This is a genomic window from Pseudomonas sp. FP2254 (assembly GCF_030687695.1).
In the GTDB taxonomy this organism is placed as follows: Bacteria; Pseudomonadota; Gammaproteobacteria; order Pseudomonadales; family Pseudomonadaceae; genus Aquipseudomonas; species Aquipseudomonas quebecensis.
Window position 1 is genome coordinate 665386 of record NZ_CP117444.1, and the last position, 19449, is coordinate 684834.

The following is a 19449-nucleotide window of genomic DNA, read 5'->3' on the forward strand; positions in this document are numbered from 1 at the left end:
ATCAGATCGCCGTGGCGTGAAGCTTGAGGCCCAGCGCTTTCATGACTTTCATGATAGTCGCGAACTCGGGATTGCCAGTGCTGGAGAGGGCTTTGTACAGACTTTCTCTGCCGAGGCCGGCGTCGCGGGCTACTTGGGTCATGCCTTGGGCGCGGGCGATGTTGTTGAGTGCTGAACGGATCAGCAGGCCGTCACCCGTATCTTCTTCGAAGCACGCTTCAAGATATTCGGCCATATCCTCGGGGGTTTTTAGGTGCTCTGCGACGTCGAAGTCAGTGAATTCATTCATGAGTTACTCCTTTTTTTCAAAGTCTTCTGCAATTTGTTTAGCACGCTGAATGTCACGTTTCTGCGTTGATTTGTCGCCTCCGATCAACAGCAGGTAAACCACCTCGCCTCTGCGAGTGAAGTAGACCCTATAGCCAGGGCCGTAGTGGATGCGCATTTCCAAAACCCCATTTCCGAGCGCTGCGCAGTCTCCAAAGTTGCCCCATTGCGCGTTATCCAACCTGGCCAGTACGCGTGCTCGCGCGGGCTTACTGGGTAACGAATCAAGCCATTCTAGAAAGTGTTTTGACTTCTTAAATCGAATCATCCTGGATCGTATTCCTTGGGATACAAGGTGGCAAGATGCGATGCGCTGCAAAAGCAGTGCATCCCCCTCGCGGGCGCTGACGCAAAACCGCGAGGGAGGAGGCTAGGGCGGGGGCTTTTGGCTGAGCCAGCCAGCTGGTTCGGAAGTGTTTGTAGGGGGATTCGACTTTTTGGAAGGGGCCAAGTAGCTAGTCGTTTGGCTGGCTATTCGTACAAGCGGAAATTTGATCGTTCCCACGCTCTGCGTGGAAATGCCTCCTGGGACGCTCCGCGTCCCGGCAAGCACGCAAGACTCGAACCTTGTGCACCTTGTGACGCAGAGCGTCACGTGCTGCATTCCCACGCGGAGCGTGGGAACGATCGACGCTCAGAAGCCGATGAACCTCGTTCCCACGCTCCGCGTGGGAATGCCTCCTGGGACGCTCCGCGTCCCGGCAAGCACGCAAGACTCGAACCTTGTGCACCTTTTGACGCAGAGCGTCACGGGCTGCATTCCCACGCGGGAGCGTGGGAACGATCTTGGTCGCTGGCCGTTTGGCTGGTTATTCGTACAAGCAGAAATTTCCGACAAGGATTTGAGGTTGTCCCTAGGACACTCGGTCTCTAGTCTCCGTACACCGCTGCAAACGCAGCGGACGGGCGTCGCGGCCCGATTTCCTAAGAGCAAAAGCGCTATCGTCTGCTTTCAGTTGATGCTTTTTTATCGTCTACTGTGCGGCGCTATGGCGGCTGTGCGCGGGATACCTTCGGGTATGCCGGGTTGCCTCGGGACCGGTCCGCGAACCTGCGTACAGCTGCCACCCCTATCGCGTCGCGGCGAATCAGTGGCAGCTCCACATTCCTGAGGAGCTTCACAATGATCAAACCCACCCCCAATCCCCCCATCCGTCTGTTCACCGTGGCCGATGGCATCAGCACCGAAGACCTGCTGGTCAACCTCAGCGAAACACTCGCCTCGGCCAATGCGCTGAGTTGCGATCTGGCTTTTGATCTGGAGGGCATGAAACGCGAGGAATTACTGGGCGTTGCGCAGTTGATTGAGCTGGCACAACTGCTCGCTGACAGGGTGCACGAAGGAGCAGGGCAGGCAACAGCCGCGAGTAGTTAACACGCTCGATGAGCGATCGTTCCTGCGCTTATGTGTGGGAATGATCGTGGGGCAGGTCTTAGACCTCCCAGCCGGCTTCCCGTATATGATTGAAGTTGACGACATCGACGCAATGCTGGTGAGCGAACCCAGCGACTCTAAGATCGTCAGTCAAAACCAGATAGTTATCTTTCGCTGCGGCAACAATGCCGACGTCGGTAAGGCCGTAGGGTGACAGCTCATAATCGCGACTTATATCCAAGGCTGGATGATGGATCTCGATTATTGTTGATAGTGAGTTCTTTAACGTTGCATAAAAATCGCGCAGCTTGCTTCCATAAAGCCCATTTGTCAGGTTGCTGGCTTCAGCGAGAATGTGCGGGGTTGAAACAAGCTTCTCGAATTGATCAATCACTTTGAGTAAAAGTTGATAGTCTTCATCGTTGTAGCCGCGTGTCCTCTTGAACTCTACGATGCTGGACGTTCCTCCTATCAGGGCCAGAAGTAGCAGGTTAGTGTCAACGATGATTCCCTTTCTTCGATATTGCTTTATATAGGCTTCTATCATACTTCGCGAATCTTCATGGAACGGAACTCGCCAGTCTCCGAGTCAATGATGAATGTTTTGTACTTTCGCGCATACATCTGTCCGGCCAAAGAGGCGCCTAATCTTTCATAGTTATTAGGGTTGGGGACATTGAAGCCAAGTGTTATTGCCCAGGTATTATTGTCTGGGCTTAACTCTACTTCCTCAAGCATCAGGTCTTGCAGGTCTGTTTCTTGCCCGAGAAAGTCGTTGGCGGCTGCCTTGGCAACTTGTACGGCTTGTTTAACTTCTATCATGTCAGCTCCTGTATAGCCTTGGGTCTGGCCTGAACTGTTCCTGGAATTTAGCACTTCGTGTTGTGGGTTCATCGCCGTCCCTTGAAGCAACAATGAATGGGATAGAGGGTGGCGGATGATCCTGATCTATCGAATGAAATCTGCCAACGAATCGATTGTTTCCGCGGGCGACAAAAGCTCCCTGTCCACCGCCGCCAACACCGGCCGCTTCAACACCAACACCGGCACCCCACGTTCCCGCGCCACTTCCAGCTTCGGCTCGGTGGCCGTGCTGCCACTGTTCTTGCTGATCAGCACATCAATCCCACGCCGTTCAAACAACGCGCGTTCATCTTCGAGCAGAAACGGTCCGCGTGCGCCAATCACTTCACAGCGCTCATTGCCGGGGTACATATCCAGCGCGCGCAGTGTCCAGAATTGCCCGGCGGGGATTTCGTCGAGGTGCTGCAACGGTTCGCGACCCAAGGTGAACAGCGGCCGCTTGAACGGTTTCAATGCTTCGATCAACTCGGCCCAATCACTCACTTCGCGCCAATCATCCCCGGCCTGCGGCTTCCACGCCGGACGCCGCAGCGCCCAGCAGGGGATGTGACTCAACCGTGCAGCCTCGGCGGCATTGCGGCTGATCTGCGCCGCATACGGATGGGTCGCGTCGAGGATCAGGCTGATCCGTTCAGCGCGAACGAACCGGGCCAAGCCTTCGGCTCCACCGTAGCCGCCAACGCGCACTTGGCAGGTGAGGTCGGTCGGCACACGTCCCACGCCCGCCAGGCTGTAGATATGCTCCGGCCCCAAGGTTCGCGCGATGGCCAACGCTTCGGTCACGCCGCCCAGCAGCAGAATCCGTTTCATAGCGGCTTGGTCACTTCAAGCAAGGTGATCGGCAGCGCCTGGCGCCACGTATCGAACTCGCCCAGCGGCAGCGCCTGGGCCACGTGGATGCGCGTCAGTTCGCCGCCGTGCTCCGCGCGCCAGTTCATCAAGGTCATTTCGCTTTGCAGGGTCACGGCATTGGCAACCAAGCGACCACCGGGGCGCAGCTGTTGCCAGCAGCTGTCGAGTACGCCGTCGCGGGTGACGCCGCCGCCGATGAAGATGGCGTCGGGCGTCGGCAGGCCATGCAAGGCGTCCGGGGCGGTGCCGCGTACCAGGTGCAGGCCGGGCACGCCGAGGGCGTCGCGATTGTGTTCGATCAAGTCCTGGCGGCCTGCGTCGGCTTCAATCGCCAGGGCACGGCAACTGGGGTGAGTGCGCATCCATTCGATACCGATGGAACCGCTGCCCGCGCCCACATCCCACAGTAGCTCGCCCGGCATGGGGGCAAGGCGCGCGAGGGTCATGGCGCGCACATCGCGCTTGGTCAGTTGGCCGTCGTGCTTGAAGGCGCTATCCGGCAGGCCTGCCAGACGCGACAGGCGCGGCGTGTCGGGAGACGCCAGGCACTCGATGGCGACCAGGTTCAGATCCGCAGCCGACTGGTGCTGCCAATCCGCGGCCAGGCCGTCGATACGCTGCTCATGCGCGCCACCCAAGTGTTCAAACACGCTCAATCGGCTGGGCCCGAACCCGGCCTCGGTCAACACCGCAGCGATCAATGCGGGGCTGCCACCGTCATTACTCAGCACTAACAGGCGCACCCCACTGGCCAGATGCGCGTTGATAGCCGCGACGGGCCGCGCCACTACCGATAATGTCACCACGTCCTGTAACGGCCAGCCCAAACGCGCGGCGGCAAGGGACACCGACGACGGCGCGGGCACAATCAGCAACTCTTCAGCCGCGATCTGTCGCGCCAGGCTCGCGCCCACGCCGTAGAACATTGGGTCGCCGCTGGCCAGCACACACACCGGCGTACCGCGCCGAGCAAGCACCGGTTCCAGGGAGAACGGGCTCGGCCACAACTGGCGCTCACCGCGAATGCACACCGGCAACAGGTCCAACTGGCGCTGACCCCCTATGATCCGCGTGGCGCGCAACAAGGCATGCCGGGCATTCCTGCCCAGCCCCTTGAAGCCGTCTTCACCGATGCCTACTACCGTCAGCCAGGGCGACATATTGATTCCTTGAACGACATCCGACGGGCAGGCTTTTCATGCCGCCGGACAAAGCAGGCATAATACCGCGCCTTTACCCGTGAACCGGTAGCCCCGTGAACCCAACGCCCGCCCTGAACACCTTGCGCCCCTCGGCTTGTCCGGGGTTGCTGCGTATTGTCCAGGCGCTGGATGGCGGCATTTGCCGGATCAAGCTGGCCGGCGGTTCGATCAGCGCGGCCCAGGCCCACGCCGTGGCTGACGCGGCCCAGGCCTATGCCGGCGGGGTGATCGAGGCGACCAACCGCGCCAACCTGCAGATTCGCGGGATCGGCGCCGAGCAGGATGCCCTGATCGCGATGTTGCTGGCTGCGGGCCTGGGCCCGAGCAACGCCGCCGGTGACGACGTGCGCAACCTGATGCTCAGCCCCAGCGCCGGTATCGACCCGCAGATGCTGTTCGACACCCGCCCACTGGCGGGGCAGATCCTCGCCACGCTGGAGAATAATCCGCGCTTTCATGCGCTGTCGGCCAAGTTCGCCGTGCAACTGGATGGCGGCGAGGCCCTGGCGATGCTCGAACATCACCACGACCTGTGGTTATCGGCATTCGTGCGCGAGGGCGAGACGTTGCTCGCGTTTGGCCTGGCAGGTTGTCCGGGCCTGGACGCACCCCTGGCCGCCGTGCGATTGGACCAAGCGCACGCGTTGGTAGTGGCCGTCCTCGACGCGTTCCTTGACCTCGCGACCCCAGAGCAAACCCGCATGCGCCATGTGCGTGTGGACCACCTGCTGAGCCATCTGCGCCTGCCACTGCTGCCGATCGACAACTTCAAACGCCCAGCCAGCGGCGCCTTGTTGCACCTTGGCACTTATCCACAGCCTCAAAAAAATCAGTTTTATGTCGCCGCCGTCGCCCCCTTGGGCCGCCTGGATTCGACGATGCTCAAGGGCGCCGCACAACTGGCCGGCGACTATGGTGACGGCACCTTGCGGTTCACCCCCTGGCAAGGCGTGCTGTTGCCCAATGTCGAAAAGCCTCATGCCGTGACCGAACGCCTGGCGCAATTGGGTTTCCTCGGCTGCGCCGATCAACCGCTGGCCCGCATGGTGGCCTGCACCGGTTCCAGCGGCTGCGGCAAAGCCCTGGCCGACACCAAGGCCGACGCCATGCAACTGGCCGCGCAGGCACCCGGCGTTGAGGCGCACCTGTCCGGCTGCCCACGTTCCTGCGCCGACGCGCACACCGCGCCGGTCACCTTGCTGGCGGTGAGCCCCGGCCACTACGACCTCTATTTTCGCGATGCAGCCCACCCAGGTTTCGGCCGGCTGCACGCGCGCAACCTTTCCATTGAAGCGGCGGGCGCCGTGCTGCGCGCTCGTCCACGGAGCAACACCGATGATTGATTACATCCGCGACGGTCAGGAGATCTATCGCAACTCCTTCGCCATTATTCGCGCGGAAGCCCGGTTGGAGCGCATCCCGGCGGACCTGGAAAAACTCGCGGTGCGGGTGATTCATGCGTGCGGCATGGTCGATGCCATTGACGGCCTGCAGTTCTCCGACGGCGCCGGCAAGGCCGGACGCGATGCGCTGGCCGCCGGCGCGCCGATCCTGTGCGATGCGCGGATGGTCTCCGAAGGCGTGACCCGCACGCGCCTGCCGGCCAATAATCAAGTGATCTGCACCCTGCGCGACGACAGCGTTCCCGAGCTGGCGCGAGAGTTGGGCAACACCCGCTCCGCTGCCGCCCTGGAGCTGTGGCGCCCGCATCTGGCGGGCAGTGTGGTAGTGATCGGCAACGCACCGACGGCGCTGTTCTACCTGCTGGAAATGCTCGATGCCGGCGCACCGAAACCCGCGTTGATCCTGGGCTTCCCGGTGGGTTTCGTCGGCGCCGCCGAATCCAAGGCGATGCTCGCGGCCGACAGCCGTGGCGTGCCGTTTGTGATCATGCAAGGCCGCCTGGGCGGCAGCGCCATGGCCGCCGCCGCGGTCAATGCACTCGCCACGGAGGTCGAATAATGCCGGCACGCGGACGTTTGCTCGGCCTGGGCGTCGGCCCCGGCGACCCGGAGCTGATCACCGTCAAGGCTTTGCGCCTGCTGCGGGAGTCGCCGGTGGTGGCGTACTTCGTGGCCAAGGGCAAAAAGGGCAACGCCTTCGGCATCATCGAAGACCACCTGGTGGCGCAGCAGACCCTGATGCCGCTGGTGTACCCGGTGACCACCGAAGCGCTGCCGGCGCCGCTGTCCTACGAGCAGGTGATCAGCGATTTCTACGACACCGCCAGTGTCGAGGTGGCCGCGCACCTGGACGCCGGCCGCGATGTCGCGGTGATCTGCGAAGGCGACCCGTTCTTCTACGGCTCCTATATGTACCTGCACGACCGTCTGGCCGAGCGCTACGAAGCGCAGGTCATTCCGGGCGTGTGCTCGATGCTCGGCGGCGCTTCGGTACTTGGCGCGCCGCTGGTGTATCGCAACCAGAGCCTGTCGGTGCTCTCGGGCGTGTTGCCCCATGACGACCTCAAGCGTCGCCTGGCCGATGCCGACGCGGCGGTGATCATGAAGCTGGGCCGCAACTTCCCCAAGGTGCGCCAGGTACTCGAAGAACTCGGCCTGGCCGGGCGTGCGCTGTACGTGGAGCGCGCCACCATGGCCAACCAGAAGATCGTACCGCTAGATCAGGTGGAGCCGATGTCGTCGCCGTACTTCTCGCTGATCATCGTGCCCGGTGAACGGTGGCAAGGGTGATGACTCCAGCGATTGTCATCCTGGGCCAGGGCAGCCTGGCCACGGCGCGCAGGATCCAGCAGGTTTACCCTGGGGCGCTGATCCACGGCCTGTCGGGGCGCGTTGCAGGTGCGGACCAGGCCTACAACGAATTCGGCGCCACACTGCGCGAGCTTTACCGGCAAGGCACGCCGCTGATTGCCTTGTGCGCGGCCGGTATCGTGATCCGCACCCTGGCGCCGTTACTGCTGGAAAAAGGCGAAGAGCCCGCCGTGCTGGCGGTGGCGGAGGATGGCAGTGCAGTGGTACCGCTGCTGGGTGGCCTGGGCGGCGTCAACGGCATGGCGCGCGAGATCGCGGCGGCGTTGAACGTGGACGCGGCGATTACCACCAGCGGTGAGCTGCGCTTCGGCACCTGCCTGCTCAACCCGCCCGCAGGTTACGAACTGGCGGACTTGGAGTTGGGCAAGCGCTTCGTGTCCGACTTGCTGGCGGGCGAAAGCGTGCGTATCGAAGGCGCGGCGCCGTGGTTGGATCAAGCGAATCTTGCGCAGGACCCGCAAGCGCGGTTGGCGATCCATGTGGGCAGTGCCGCGCGCGCCGCCGTTGCCAACGAATTGCTGATCTATCCGAAAAACGTGAGCGTGACCTGCAAGCCCGGCGCGCAGTTGGCCGAGCGTGTGCGTGCTGCGTTGCATGACGCGGGCATTGCCGTGCAATCGCTGGCGTGCCTGCTCGCCAGCGAAACGCACATGGCCGAGGCGACGTTGCATGAAGCGGCATCGGCACTGGCTGTGCCGCTGCGTTTCGCCAGCATCCGGCAGGACGCCGACCTCGTGATTCAGGTTGCCGAGCATCCCCTGGACCTGTCCGAGGTAGGGCGCCCGCGTGGCCGTCTCGCCGTGATCGGCCTGGGCCCCGGTGCGGTCGAGCTGATGGTGCCGGCGGTCAAGGCTGAATTGGCGCGCTGCACCGACGTGTTGGGTTATGAAACCTACGTGCGCATGGCCGGGCCGTTCCGTGACGACCAAGTGCAGCACTGCACCGATAACCGTGAAGAAATGCAGCGCGCACGCCATGCGTTCGAATTGGCCGCCAGTGGCCGTTCGGTGGTGGTGGTGTCGTCCGGCGACCCGGGTGTGTTCGCCATGGCGGCTGCGGTGATCGAGGCGTTGCATGACTCCAGCGACCCGGCCTGGCATCAGGTCGAGCTGGAAATTCTGCCGGGCGTCTCTGCGTCCCTGGCCACCGCCGCCCAGGCCGGCGCGCCGCTGGGCCATGACTTCTGCGTGATGTCGCTGTCGGACAACCTCAAGCCGTGGTCGATCATTGAAAAGCGCCTGGACCTCGCCTCCCAGGCCGACCTGGCGCTGGCGTTCTACAACCCGATCTCGCGGTCGCGCCCGTGGCAATTGGGCCGCGCCCTGGAAATCGTTGCGCTGCACCGTACGCCGCAGACGCCGGTAGTGCTGGGTCGCGATATCGGGCGGCCCGGCCAGACGCTGCGCGTCACCACTCTGGGTCAACTCACCCCGGACCAGGTGGACATGCGCACCATGGTGCTGATCGGCTCTTCCACCACCTGCACATTCGCGCGGGCCGATGGCGGTACCTGGGTGTACACACCGCGCTGGTATGGCGAAAAGCCCGGCGCCTGAGGCTGCATGAAAGCTCCGATAAACCCTGGGTGATCGCCTGGTGTTTTCGGCGCTTTTTTCTTTTTGGCACAACGAAAACCGGAACGTCCAGTGAGCTGCCCCGTAATTGCGGGGCAGTGTTTTGCGCTGGCTGTGCGCAAGCGTTGTTTGTCGTATGGCAACGCCGCCGAGCCCTGGACTAGGGTGAAAGCAAGCCCCATGTGGGGTGCTTGTGGAGAACTGAAATGGAGCGACATCACAGAAGGATCAATACGGCAAAGCGGCGCAAGTTGATTGCCGCCTACAAACTGCCCGGCGCACCGGGAGCGCCTGTCACGCAGGTGTTGGACACCGACGAAGACAGCAATGCGGCGGTGGTCAACAACGGTGTGATTTCGTTTGCCGAGGGCCTGTCGGGGCTTAACCGCGAGTACATTCGCAAAAGCTACCTGCTGGCCAGCAGTTACGTCAGCGATGTGTTGAATATCCAGCGCGGCAGCGAAGCCTGGTATGACGAATTTATCAAGGTGATGATCAGCCTGGGCTGGCTGCCGGTGCGCAGCCGCTTCGAGCGCGTCTCGAGTTCCGGCAGGGGCCTGACGGTGCAACTGGCGGCACTGAATCTCATCGCCACGTTGCTGGCGTCGACATCGCTGTCCGGGCCGCTGCTGGCCGCGCTGCCGAAGCTGGCCGCTGATGCACTGGAGGCCTTGAAGCAGCAACCGGCGTCTTTCGAGCTGTTCAAACGCAACAGCATGGTGCATCAGGGCGGTGATTTTGGCCTGGCGTCCTGTGCCGAGTCGGACGGTGAATTGACCATGGTGCTGGTGACCTACAGCACCCAGGGCGCGAGCAAACAGGTGGGGCTGCCGTTCCTGGAATGGGACAGCTCGTCGTTCGAGGCCTTCAGCGGGCAGACCTGCCTGGTGTTGAATACCTCGGTGGTCAACGAAAAAACCATCCGGTTGATGCGCGAGAGCGCCGGCGACAAGGTGCACTTGGCGATTGCCAAGTACCGGATCTAAGGCACCAGATAACCGCGCACGCCGGTGAAGATGATTTGCGCGGCGAGGGCGCACACAAACAGGCCCATGAGGCGGCTGACAATCTGCAGGCCCTGGTCACCGAGAATGCGTTCGATACGGTTGGACAGATACAGCACCACACCCACCGTGAGGCTGGCCAGGGCGATGCTGAGGATGGCAGTGAGTTTGTCGTCCCAGTGCGGCTGGCTGACGCCCATCACCAGCAGCGCACCGATGGTGCCGGGGCCGACGGTGAGCGGGATGGTCAGCGGCACAATGGTGACGTCCTGCTGCACGTTGTCGGTCTGCACCGCCGACTTGCCCTGGGCCATGCCCAGGGCGGAGATGAACAACACGCTGCCGGCGCCGATGCGAAACGCGTCCACGGTAATACCGAACACACTGAAAATCACCCGGCCGAACAAGTAGAGCAATACGCTGGAAACCAGGGTCGCCAACGCCACTTTCCAGGCCAGGCGCCGCCGTTCTTTGCTGGAATAACCACGGGTCAGGCTGATAAAGCAGGACAACACGAAGAACGGGCTGTAGAGCACCAGCATCTTCAGGTAAACGCTGAATAACACGTGGAGCATGGGGGTGGCTCGCGACAGTAAAAGTGGGGAGAGTCTAACAGGCGACACAGAGCAATGTGGGAGGGGCAAGCCCCTCCCGCATTGCAATTGCATTTCAAGTCAGGACGGGGCGTGTTCGGGCCGCTGTTGGCGCTGCGCCACCCAGAACTCCACCAACTCGCGCAACTGCGACAACTCCACCGGCTTGGCCATGTGCCCGTCCATACCGGCCTGGCGTGCACGCTCTTTGTGCTCCGAGAGGATATGCGCAGTGAGCGCCACCACCGGCGTGCGGATGCGTTGGTGGCTGACTTCCCACGCACGCAGTTGCTGGGTGGCTGAGAAGCCATCAAGGATTGGCATTTCGCAGTCCATCAACACCAGGTCATAGCGCTGGGCTTTCATCGCCTCCAGCGCTTCCTCGCCGTTGCTGGCGGTGTCCGGGTTGAGGTTGAGTTTGCCGAGCATGCCGCGAATTACCTTGGTGGAGATGCTGTTGTCTTCCGCCACCAGGATGCGGAAGTCGCTGGGCACCGTGACTGCTTCCGGCGCGTTGGGGGCGGGGCGCGGCGCAATGTTGCCTTTGCTGCGCTGGGTCAGTTCGTCGGCCAGGGTCGTCTTTAAGGTATAGCCGGCCACCGGTTTGGCCAGGATGCGCTTGATCCCGCAGTTACGCGCGATGATCTTGCTGGGCGCATTGCTGATGCCGGTGAGCATGATCAACAGAATGTCGTGGTTCAGGCTCGGGTCTTCCTTGATCTTGGCCGCCAACTGCATGCCGGTCATGCCGGGCATGTTCTGGTCCAGCAGCACCACATCGAAGTAATCACGCAAGTGCGCCTTGGTGCGCAGCAGCGCCAGCGCTTCCTTGCCCGAGGGCACGGCGCTGACGTTGAGGCCCCAGGCCGAGCATTGTTGCACCAGCACTTTGCGGCAGGTGTCGTTGTCGTCCACCACCAGCACGCGGGCGCCTTTGAGCGGGCCGTCGAGGTCGGAAGTCGGGTGCTCCAGGCGCTCGGGGTCCAGGGGCAGGGTCAACCATAAGGTGCTGCCCTGATGGCTGCCGCTCTTGATGCCGAATTCGCCGTTCATCAACAGGATCAGCTGGCGAGCGATCACCAGCCCCAGGTGGCCGCTCAGGCGCGTGGCCGAGAGGAAGTTCTTGCTGTGCAGTTCGCTGTGCAGCAGGGCGTCACGCTCGGCGGCATCCATCGGTACGCCGCTGTCCTGCACGGCGATGCGCAGGCGAGGCTTGGTGCTGCGGTCGTCCAGGGCCACCACGATCAGCACTTCGCCTTCATCGGTTTTATGCAGGGCGTTTTCCAGCAGGCTCAACATGGCCTGGCGCAGGCGCGTCGGATCGCCGCTGATGACGCGGGGTACCTGGGGCTGGATAAAGCTGATCAGCTCGACGTTCTGCTGCTCGGCCTTGGCGCGGAAGATACTCAGGCAATCGTCGATCAGCGCGTTGAGGTCGAACTGCACGTCGTCCAGTTCGATCTGGCCGGACTCGAGCTTGGAAATGTCGAGAATCTCGTTAATCAGCGTGAGCAGTTCGTTGCCCGCACTGTGGATGGTTTGTACGTAGTCGCGCTGTTTCACCGACAGCGGCGTGCCGAGCAGCAGTTCGGTCATGCCCAGTACGCCGTTCATCGGTGTGCGGATTTCGTGGCTGATCTTCGCCAGGAACTCGGCCTTGGCGGCGATTTCGGCATTGCTGGCGGCCAGGTCGCGGCTGAGGCTGAAACGTGCCTCGACAATGGCGCGCTGACGTTCGCCCAGTGCCAGGCTCATCAGCAGGCCGCTGATGCAGATAAAGGCGAGCAGCGTCACGATCAGGCCCTGGGGCGATACCATCGTCAGGCCCAGCAGTGCCGGCAGGATGATCAGGGTGCCGATATTGAAAACCACCATGCCGGCCACGAACAGGCGCGCCGGACGGTAGCCTTGCTGCCAATGGTAGGCCGAGACGAACAACATGCTCAGGCCCGCCAGGGCCACCAGGACGTAGGTGATGATATTCAGCGGCAAGGTGTTGACGAACAACAGCAGCAGGCCGCACAGCACGATCAGCAGGATGTCGGCCATCAACAGCCGGTTCAGCATGTGAGGGCCCAGCGGCATGAAGAAGCGATAGGCAAACATCAGGCCGCACGGCGCCGTCAGCAGCAGGGCCAGGTAGGCGCCAGGGGTTTGGATCGCATGCCAATTGGGCAGCCACGGGCCGACCAGGTTGAGCAGCAGCGCCAGGCTGAGCATCAGTAACGTTTCGCAGGCCGCCAGCCACAGGCTGCTGCGCGAGCGGTGGTAGGCGAAGCGCGTGAGGTTGTGCAGGATCAGCATCAGCAGGCAGCCGAACAGCAGGCCGTAGATCAGCGTCTGGGTCTGGTCGGCGGCCGCCAGTACGGCCGGTTCCAGGGTGATGTAAGGGCGCAGCTCATGTTCCGAAACCAGGCGCAGGTAGACCTCGAGCGGTCTCTGGCTTTGCGGCAGCGGCAGCATGAAGTCACTGCTGGGCAGCGGGCGCTGCGCCTGGGGCTGGCGGGTGCCGGTGTTCTGTTGTTCCACCAGGGTGTCGCCGTCGAGCACGTAGAGGCTCAGTTGCGACAGGTCCGGGGCGAATACCCGCAGCACCTGCTCGTGCTTGCCGGGTTGCAGCTTGAAACGCACCCACAACGCACCGTCCGGTTCCGCAGCGGTAATGCGGTCCAGTTCGATGGGGCTGAATTGATTGGTGTAGCGAGAGGAGCGGATGTCGCTCAACTGCAGATCGGCCTGTTCATCAAGCAATACTGCCCAGCCACTGCCTTGCGCGGCGGCCTGGGCCGGGAGCAGGCAGAGCAGCGTCAGCAGACTGACAGTGAAACCTATGGCGATCCTGAGCCAGCGCACGGCGAAATCCCTTCGTAGGTTGATGCACGGGTTAACTATGCGCGGCAGGCCTGTATACGGCAAGGGCCTTGGGCCCTTGCCTAACCGAACGGATAGCTACTGGGTAGTCGCTGTTCAGCTGTTCTGGCCACGTTCGCGGGCAATGGCGCGGTAGCCGATGTCCTTGCGGTAGAAACAGCCGTTCCAGTTGATCCTGGCGGCCAGTTTATACGCCTGCTGTTGGGCGGCATCGACACTGGCGCCCATGGCGGTGGCACACAACACACGGCCGCCGGCAGTGACGACCTGGCCATCCTTGAGCGCCGTGCCTGCGTGGAACACCTTGCCTTCCAGCGTAGCCGCCGCATCCAGGCCTTCGATCACGTCGCCCTTGGCGTAGTCGGCAGGGTAGCCGCCGGCCGCCAGCACAATGCCGACACTCGGACGTGGGTCCCACTGAGCTTCAACCTTGTCCAGGGCCTGGGCCAGGGCGGCCTCCACCAGCAGTACCAGGCTCGATTGCAGGCGCAGCATCACCGGTTGGGTTTCCGGGTCGCCGAAGCGGCAGTTGAACTCGATGACTTTGGGGTTACCGGCTTTGTCGATCATCAGGCCGGCGTAGAGAAAACCGGTGTACACGTTGCCTTCGTCGGCCATGCCGCGCACGGTCGGCCAGATCACCAGGTCCATGACGCGCTGGTGCACGTCGGCGGTGACCACCGGTGCCGGGGAGTAGGCGCCCATGCCGCCGGTATTCGGGCCGGTATCGCCGTCGCCGACGCGCTTGTGGTCCTGGCTGGTGGCCATTGGCAGCACGTTCTTGCCGTCGACCATCACGATGAAGCTGGCTTCTTCGCCGTCGAGGAATTCTTCGATGACGACACGCGAACCCGCCTCCCCGAAGGCGTTGCCGGCAAGCATGTCGCGCACGGCGTCTTCGGCTTCCTGCAGGGTCATCGCGACGATCACGCCTTTACCGGCGGCCAGGCCGTCGGCCTTGATCACGATTGGCGCACCTTTTTCACGCAGGTAAGCCAGGGCCGGCTCGATCTCGGTGAAGTTCTGGTAATCGGCGGTCGGGATCTTGTGGCGGGCCAGGAAATCCTTGGTAAAGGCTTTCGAACCTTCCAATTGCGCAGCACCGGCGGTGGGGCCGAAGCAGTCCAGGCCACGGCTGCGGAACAGGTCCACCACACCGGCTACCAGCGGTACTTCCGGGCCGACGATGGTCAGGGACACGTTTTTTTCGGCGAAGTCGGCCAGTTGCTCAAGGGCCAGTACGTCGATCGCGACGTTTTCACACTTGGCTTCGATAGCGGTGCCGGCGTTGCCGGGGGCGACGAAAACTGTCTGGACGCGAGGGTCCTGGGCAACTTTCCAGGCCAGGGCGTGTTCACGGCCGCCGCTGCCGATGATCAAAACATTCAAGTCAGACTCCTTCAAAGGAAGTTAAAAGCTGCAAGCGGCAAGTTAAAAGCAATCTGCATTGCCTCACCCTACGTTGCGCAGCCTTTAATGAATGAGGCTGCAAGCGAAAGTAAAAGCGATCCCGGTCTACTCTTACTTGCCGCTTGCAGCTATAAGCTCGCTACTTCACGCAGTGGATCAGTGGCGGAAGTGGCGCATGCCGGTGAAGACCATGGCAATGCCAGCTTCGTCGGCCGCGGCAATCACTTCGGCGTCGCGCATCGAGCCGCCCGGCTGGATCACGGCGGTGACGCCGGCCTTGGCGGCGTTGTCCAGACCGTCGCGGAACGGGAAGAACGCATCGGAAGCCATCACCGAACCCGCTACCTGCAAACCGGCGTGTTCAGCCTTGATCGCGGCGATACGCGCCGAGTTCACACGGCTCATCTGGCCGGCGCCGACACCGATGGTCTGGCGGTTCTTGGCGTAGACGATGGCGTTGGATTTAACGTACTTGGCCACTTTCCAGGCGAAGATCAGGTCGTGGATCTCCTGTTCGGTCGGTGCCCGCCGGGTTACCACTTTCAGGTCGTCGGCGCCGATCATGCCGATGTCGCGGCTCTGGACCAGCAGGCCGCCATTGACGCGCTTGTAGTCCCACGCCGCTGCGCGGTCAGCCGACCACTCGCCGCAGGCCAGCAGGCGCACATTGGCTTTCGCTGCAACGATGGCGCGAGCTTCTTCACTGACGCTTGGGGCGATGATCACTTCAACGAACTGACGGTCGACGATGGCCTTGGCGGTCTCAGCGTCCAGTTCACGGTTGAAGGCGATGATGCCGCCGAAGGCCGACTCGGTGTCGGTGGCGTAGGCCAGTTCGTAGGCCTGGCGAATGCCGCCTTCGGCATCCGGGCTGACGGCCACGCCGCACGGGTTGGCGTGTTTGACGATGACGCAGGCCGGCTTGACGAAGCTCTTGACGCATTCGAGCGCAGCGTCGGTGTCGGCCACGTTGTTGTAGGACAGCTCCTTGCCTTGCAGTTGGGTCGCGGTGGCGATGCCCACTTCGGCCGGCTTGGCTTCCACGTAGAACGCCGCGCTCTGGTGCGGGTTCTCGCCGTAGCGCATTTCCTGGGCCTTGATGAACTGGCTGTTGAAGGTGCGCGGGAACTGGCTGCGGCCTTCCGTGCTGAGGGTTTCGGCGGCCTGGTTCACGGTACCCATGTAGTTGGCGATCATGCCGTCGTAGGCGGCGGTGTGTTCGAACGCCTTGAGCATCAGGTCGAAACGCTGGGCGTAAGTCAGGCCCCCGGCTTTCAGGTTTTCGAGTACCTGGGCGTAGTCACTGGCATTGACCACGATGGCCACGTCTTTGTGGTTCTTGGCGGCCGAGCGGACCATGGTCGGGCCGCCGATATCGATGTTTTCGATGGCGGTCGGCAAGTCGCAGCCTGGTTTGTTGATGGTGGCTTCGAACGGGTAGAGGTTAACGGCCACCAGGTCGATCGGCTTGATACCGTGCTCGCTCATGATGGCGTCGTCGATGCCGCGACGGCCGAGGATGCCACCGTGGATTTTCGGGTGCAGGGTCTTGACCCGGCCATCCATCATTTCTGCGAATCCGGTGTAGTCCGCCACTTCCACTGCGGCCACGCCGTTGTCCTGCAGCAGTTTGAAGGTCCCGCCCGTGGAGAGGATTTCCACACCCAGGGCTTCCAGCTCACGGGCAAATTCGAGGATCCCGGTCTTGTCGGAGACACTGATCAAGGCGCGGCGGATCGGCAGGCGGGTGGTCTGGTCGGTCATTTCAATTTCCATCAAAAGCAAGGGAGTCAGCAAAAAAGGCGACCGTTTTTACGCGGGCGCCTTTCTGGTTGGATTGAATGCTTACAGCAAATCGTACTGCTTGAGCTTTTTGCGCAGGGTCCCACGGTTGAGGCCCAGCAGCTCGCTGGCTTTGGTCTGGTTGCCCTTGACGTAGTTCATCACGCTTTCGAGCAAGGGCGCCTCGACTTCGGAGAGCACCAGGTTGTAGACGTCCGTGACGGAAGCGCCTTCCAGGTGGGCGAAATAATTGTGCAGCGCCTTCTCGACACTCCCGCGAAGGGTCTGGCCTTCTTCGCTCGGCGTGTTGAGGTGCTGTTTCAAATTGACGTTGTCGCTCACGGGTGCTGTTCCACTCACTAAAGTCTCGGTCATCATCGTCATGCGGCCACCCCCTCTCCGTCCCCTGTCACCAGGCTCTTGTAACGTCCGGCGAAGAACTCACGAACGTTGGCGCACTGTGCTTCCGTATCATCCAAACGATTGAAGTGGGCGCGAAACTCCTTGGCGCCCGGCAAGGTTGCGAGATACCAGCCGACATGCTTGCGAGCAATGCGTACTCCCATCACGTCTCCATAGAAGGCGTGCAGGGCGGCCAGATGCTCTAGCAGAATGCGTTCCACCTCGATCAGCTCCGGTGCCGGCAAGGTTTCGCCGGTACGCAGGAAGTGCTCGATCTCACGAAAAATCCACGGCCGCCCCTGGGCGGCACGGCCAATCAACAGGCCATCGGCACCGGTCGCGTGAAGTACGCGCCGGGCTTTCTCGGCGGAGTCGATGTCGCCATTGGCAAACACCGGCATCGACACCGCCTGCTTGATCGCGGCGATGGTGTCGTACTCGGCCTCACCGGTGTAAAGGTCGGCGCGGGTGCGGCCATGCACCGCCAGCGCTGTAATGCCTGCCTGTTCGGCGATCTTCGCCACCGTCAGGCCGTTTTTGTTGTCCCGGTCCCAGCCGGTGCGAATCTTCAGGGTCACCGGCACATCGACTGCGGCGACAACGGCCTGCAGGATCTCGGCAACCAACTGCTCATCCTTCAACAACGCGGAACCGGCGGCCTTGTTGCAGACCTTCTTGGCCGGGCAGCCCATGTTGATATCGATGATCTGCGCACCCAGCTCCACATTGGCTCGGGCCGCATCCGCCAGCATCTGCGCATCACCCCCGGCGATCTGCACCGAGCGCGGCTCGGGATCACCTTCGTGGATCATGCGCATCCGCGACTTGCGGGTGTTCCACAGACTCATGTCGCTGGTGACCATTTCCGACACGACCAGCCCGGCGCCCAATCGTTTGCACAGCTGACGAAAGGGCTGGTCGGTGACGCCCGCCATGGGGGCGAGAATCAAGCCGTTCTGCAATGTATATGGGCCGATGCGTACCGCCGACATAGGACTTCCCTGTTGTGGGGCCGGATCATTAGAGTTCGAAAAAGGGTTGGCATGATACCCGCTCTCGATGACTGGATAAAGGCTGAATTGGATAAAATCTGAACAGTTATTTCTTTATCGCCGCCGGTTTGGTTGGCCGGCGCGCAGTCAATATTCCACCGTCAGGTTTCGGTGGCCGAGCCGATTTACTCGGGCGAGTGGAAGCTCAGGCTGTAATTCACGGCTTTATTGCCCGGATCAAGGATATCGAGGGAGATATGGATCGGGGTCTGTGATGGCATTTCGCTGACGCCGGCCAGTTCACCACTGAGGTATTCGGCGGGCTTGAACCGACGACTGGCGATCAGGCCACCGTTGAGGTCGGCGAAACGCAGCTCCAGCAGCGGGAAGGGCTGGGAGAAGGTCGCGCGGTTATAGATGATCGCGTCCACCACCAACGCCCCGGCGAATTCCGGGTGGCTGCGCACCACCAGATTGCTGCTCTTGATATGGGCGATATCGACCCGCGACGGCACCGTGCAGCCCAATGTGGGGCACAGTTGCTGGAACCACGGGCGATAAGCGTCCTGGCGGGCCAGGTCGTCGAATTGATAAGCGATGTACTGGCCGACCAGGCCGGCGGCGGCGATCAGTACCAGCAGTATCCAGACCAGGCGGCGGCCCAGGCTTGACGGGCGTTTTTGTGCGTAGAGGTGCAGCGGGTCGTCTTCCAGGTCCTGGAGCACGTCGTCGTGGGCACCGGTCGACGCGCGGGTGCGCCTGCGGCGCGGTTGAGGGCGCTCTTCGGGCTCCGGCTCGGAGGCTTCGTGGAGGACGGGAGTCAAGGGTGGGTCGAGCTCGTCATCGTCGCGGGGTGTGCCCAGCGGCGGCCCATCTTCGATGTCGTCGGCGTGAGGTGACATCGACGGTTCGGTGCGTGCTCGGGTGGCAGCCGTTTTTTTCGCTTCGTATTCGTCTTCGTCGGGTTGGCCGCGCGCTTCAGAAGGTTCGCTGAACAGGCTGGCGGCCCACTTTTCCTCATCGGCCTTGAGGCTATCGCGACTGGCGCTGAGCGGTTCTTCCTTGTGCCGACGGTCGCCCGGCTGGCGGCGGTCTGCGCTCACCGGCAGGGCGGGCTGCGGGGCGCGCCGCTCCAGCTTGGCCAGTTCTTCGTCCAGGTCCAGATTGTCCAGGTCCAGCTCTTCGGCGTTCCACTGCTTCTGGCTGATCGCGCGCGGCGCCTCGGGGGCGGCTTGCGCGACCGTCGGTACTTCGGATGTCGGCGCAGGGGCGTGGGTGGCGCGCTGCTCCAGCAATTGGCGGGCAGCGTTGAACACTTGCAGGCACGAGCCGCAGCGAACCACGCCGCGGGCCACGCTCAATTGAGCATGGTTGACGCGAAAGCGGGTCTGGCAATGCGGGCACTGGGTGACGAAACTGTCGGTCAT

At 62.3% G+C, this 19449-nt stretch carries 19 protein-coding genes; 6 read left to right on the forward strand and 13 right to left on the reverse strand.

The genetic code is table 11. The features are described 5' to 3' along the window. Position 1 precedes the first annotated feature (1 nt). Entirely contained in the window at positions 2-289 is a 288-nt protein-coding gene (locus PSH94_RS02845; RefSeq protein ID WP_253510240.1) for an addiction module antidote protein, read from the reverse strand. Positions 290-292: 3 nt separating this feature from the next. Beyond that, positions 293-595: a type II toxin-antitoxin system RelE/ParE family toxin gene (locus PSH94_RS02850; protein ID WP_305436390.1), complete on the reverse strand. Its 303-nt coding sequence runs from the start codon at positions 593-595 to the stop codon at positions 293-295. A gap of 855 nt (positions 596-1450) precedes the next feature. Between PSH94_RS02850 and PSH94_RS02855 the strand changes: the two genes are divergently transcribed. Continuing rightward, complete coding sequence (locus PSH94_RS02855) at positions 1451-1702, forward strand: DUF6124 family protein (RefSeq protein WP_181080902.1); 252 nt, start codon at positions 1451-1453, stop codon at positions 1700-1702. A gap of 58 nt (positions 1703-1760) precedes the next feature. On the opposite strand, the gene PSH94_RS02860 is transcribed toward PSH94_RS02855, so the two are convergent. The 4 genes from PSH94_RS02860 to cbiE all read right to left on the reverse strand — a co-directional run bounded on the left by PSH94_RS02860 (position 1761) and on the right by cbiE (position 4578). Next, positions 1761-2249, reverse strand: coding sequence for a PIN domain-containing protein (locus tag PSH94_RS02860; protein WP_305436392.1), 489 nt, complete (start codon positions 2247-2249; stop codon positions 1761-1763). After that, positions 2246-2524 carry a hypothetical protein gene (locus tag PSH94_RS02865; RefSeq protein ID WP_181080900.1) on the reverse strand — a complete coding sequence of 93 codons (279 nt, stop codon included), beginning with the start codon at positions 2522-2524 and terminating at the stop codon, positions 2246-2248. The genes PSH94_RS02860 and PSH94_RS02865 overlap by 4 nt, the downstream gene beginning before the upstream one ends. Positions 2525-2650: 126 nt before the next feature. Next, entirely contained in the window at positions 2651-3376 is a 726-nt protein-coding gene (locus PSH94_RS02870; RefSeq protein WP_305436393.1) for a cobalt-precorrin-6A reductase, read from the reverse strand. Next, positions 3373-4578, reverse strand: a complete 1206-nt coding sequence (gene cbiE / locus PSH94_RS02875) for a precorrin-6y C5,15-methyltransferase (decarboxylating) subunit CbiE (RefSeq protein WP_305436394.1) — start codon at positions 4576-4578, stop codon at positions 3373-3375. The genes PSH94_RS02870 and cbiE overlap by 4 nt, the downstream gene beginning before the upstream one ends. 95 nt (positions 4579-4673) lie before the next feature. On the opposite strand from cbiE, the gene cobG reads away from it, so the two are divergent. From cobG to PSH94_RS02900, 5 genes are all read left to right on the forward strand, one after another. After that, positions 4674-5963, forward strand: coding sequence for a precorrin-3B synthase (gene cobG / locus PSH94_RS02880; protein ID WP_305436395.1), 1290 nt, complete (start codon positions 4674-4676; stop codon positions 5961-5963). Further along, entirely contained in the window at positions 5956-6582 is a 627-nt protein-coding gene (locus PSH94_RS02885; protein ID WP_181080897.1) for a precorrin-8X methylmutase, read from the forward strand. Before cobG ends, PSH94_RS02885 begins: the two co-directional genes overlap by 8 nt. Then, positions 6582-7313 (forward strand): precorrin-2 C(20)-methyltransferase, encoded by a 732-nt coding sequence (locus tag PSH94_RS02890; RefSeq protein ID WP_181080896.1) that lies wholly within the window; start codon positions 6582-6584, stop codon positions 7311-7313. Before PSH94_RS02885 ends, PSH94_RS02890 begins: the two co-directional genes overlap by 1 nt. Continuing rightward, positions 7313-8950 (forward strand): precorrin-3B C(17)-methyltransferase, encoded by a 1638-nt coding sequence (gene cobJ, locus PSH94_RS02895; RefSeq protein ID WP_305436396.1) that lies wholly within the window; start codon positions 7313-7315, stop codon positions 8948-8950. The genes PSH94_RS02890 and cobJ overlap by 1 nt, the downstream gene beginning before the upstream one ends. A gap of 224 nt (positions 8951-9174) precedes the next feature. Further along, on the forward strand, positions 9175-9954 hold the full coding sequence (locus PSH94_RS02900; RefSeq protein WP_181080894.1) for a hypothetical protein: 780 nt from the start codon (positions 9175-9177) through the stop codon (positions 9952-9954). Here PSH94_RS02900 and PSH94_RS02905 read toward each other — a convergent pair. The 7 genes from PSH94_RS02905 to PSH94_RS02935 form a co-directional block, all read right to left on the reverse strand. Then, on the reverse strand, positions 9951-10547 hold the full coding sequence (locus PSH94_RS02905; RefSeq protein ID WP_003171467.1) for a MarC family protein: 597 nt from the start codon (positions 10545-10547) through the stop codon (positions 9951-9953). The genes PSH94_RS02900 and PSH94_RS02905 overlap by 4 nt on opposite strands. Positions 10548-10646: 99 nt before the next feature. After that, entirely contained in the window at positions 10647-13418 is a 2772-nt protein-coding gene (locus PSH94_RS02910) for a hybrid sensor histidine kinase/response regulator (RefSeq protein ID WP_181080893.1), read from the reverse strand. A gap of 114 nt (positions 13419-13532) precedes the next feature. Further along, on the reverse strand, positions 13533-14825 hold the full coding sequence (purD, locus tag PSH94_RS02915) for a phosphoribosylamine--glycine ligase (RefSeq protein WP_181080892.1): 1293 nt from the start codon (positions 14823-14825) through the stop codon (positions 13533-13535). Positions 14826-15002: 177 nt separating this feature from the next. After that, positions 15003-16610, reverse strand: a complete 1608-nt coding sequence (purH, locus tag PSH94_RS02920) for a bifunctional phosphoribosylaminoimidazolecarboxamide formyltransferase/IMP cyclohydrolase (RefSeq protein WP_305436398.1) — start codon at positions 16608-16610, stop codon at positions 15003-15005. An 81-nt stretch (positions 16611-16691) separates the two neighbouring features. Then, positions 16692-17012, reverse strand: a complete 321-nt coding sequence (fis, locus tag PSH94_RS02925) for a DNA-binding transcriptional regulator Fis (protein ID WP_003221275.1) — start codon at positions 17010-17012, stop codon at positions 16692-16694. Continuing rightward, entirely contained in the window at positions 17009-18022 is a 1014-nt protein-coding gene (dusB, locus tag PSH94_RS02930; RefSeq protein ID WP_034136704.1) for a tRNA dihydrouridine synthase DusB, read from the reverse strand. Before dusB ends, fis begins: the two co-directional genes overlap by 4 nt. Before the next feature lie 185 nt (positions 18023-18207). Further along, the gene (locus PSH94_RS02935; RefSeq protein WP_305436400.1) at positions 18208-19449 is read right to left on the reverse strand and encodes a DUF3426 domain-containing protein; all 1242 of its coding nucleotides are present in this window, start codon (positions 19447-19449) and stop codon (positions 18208-18210) included.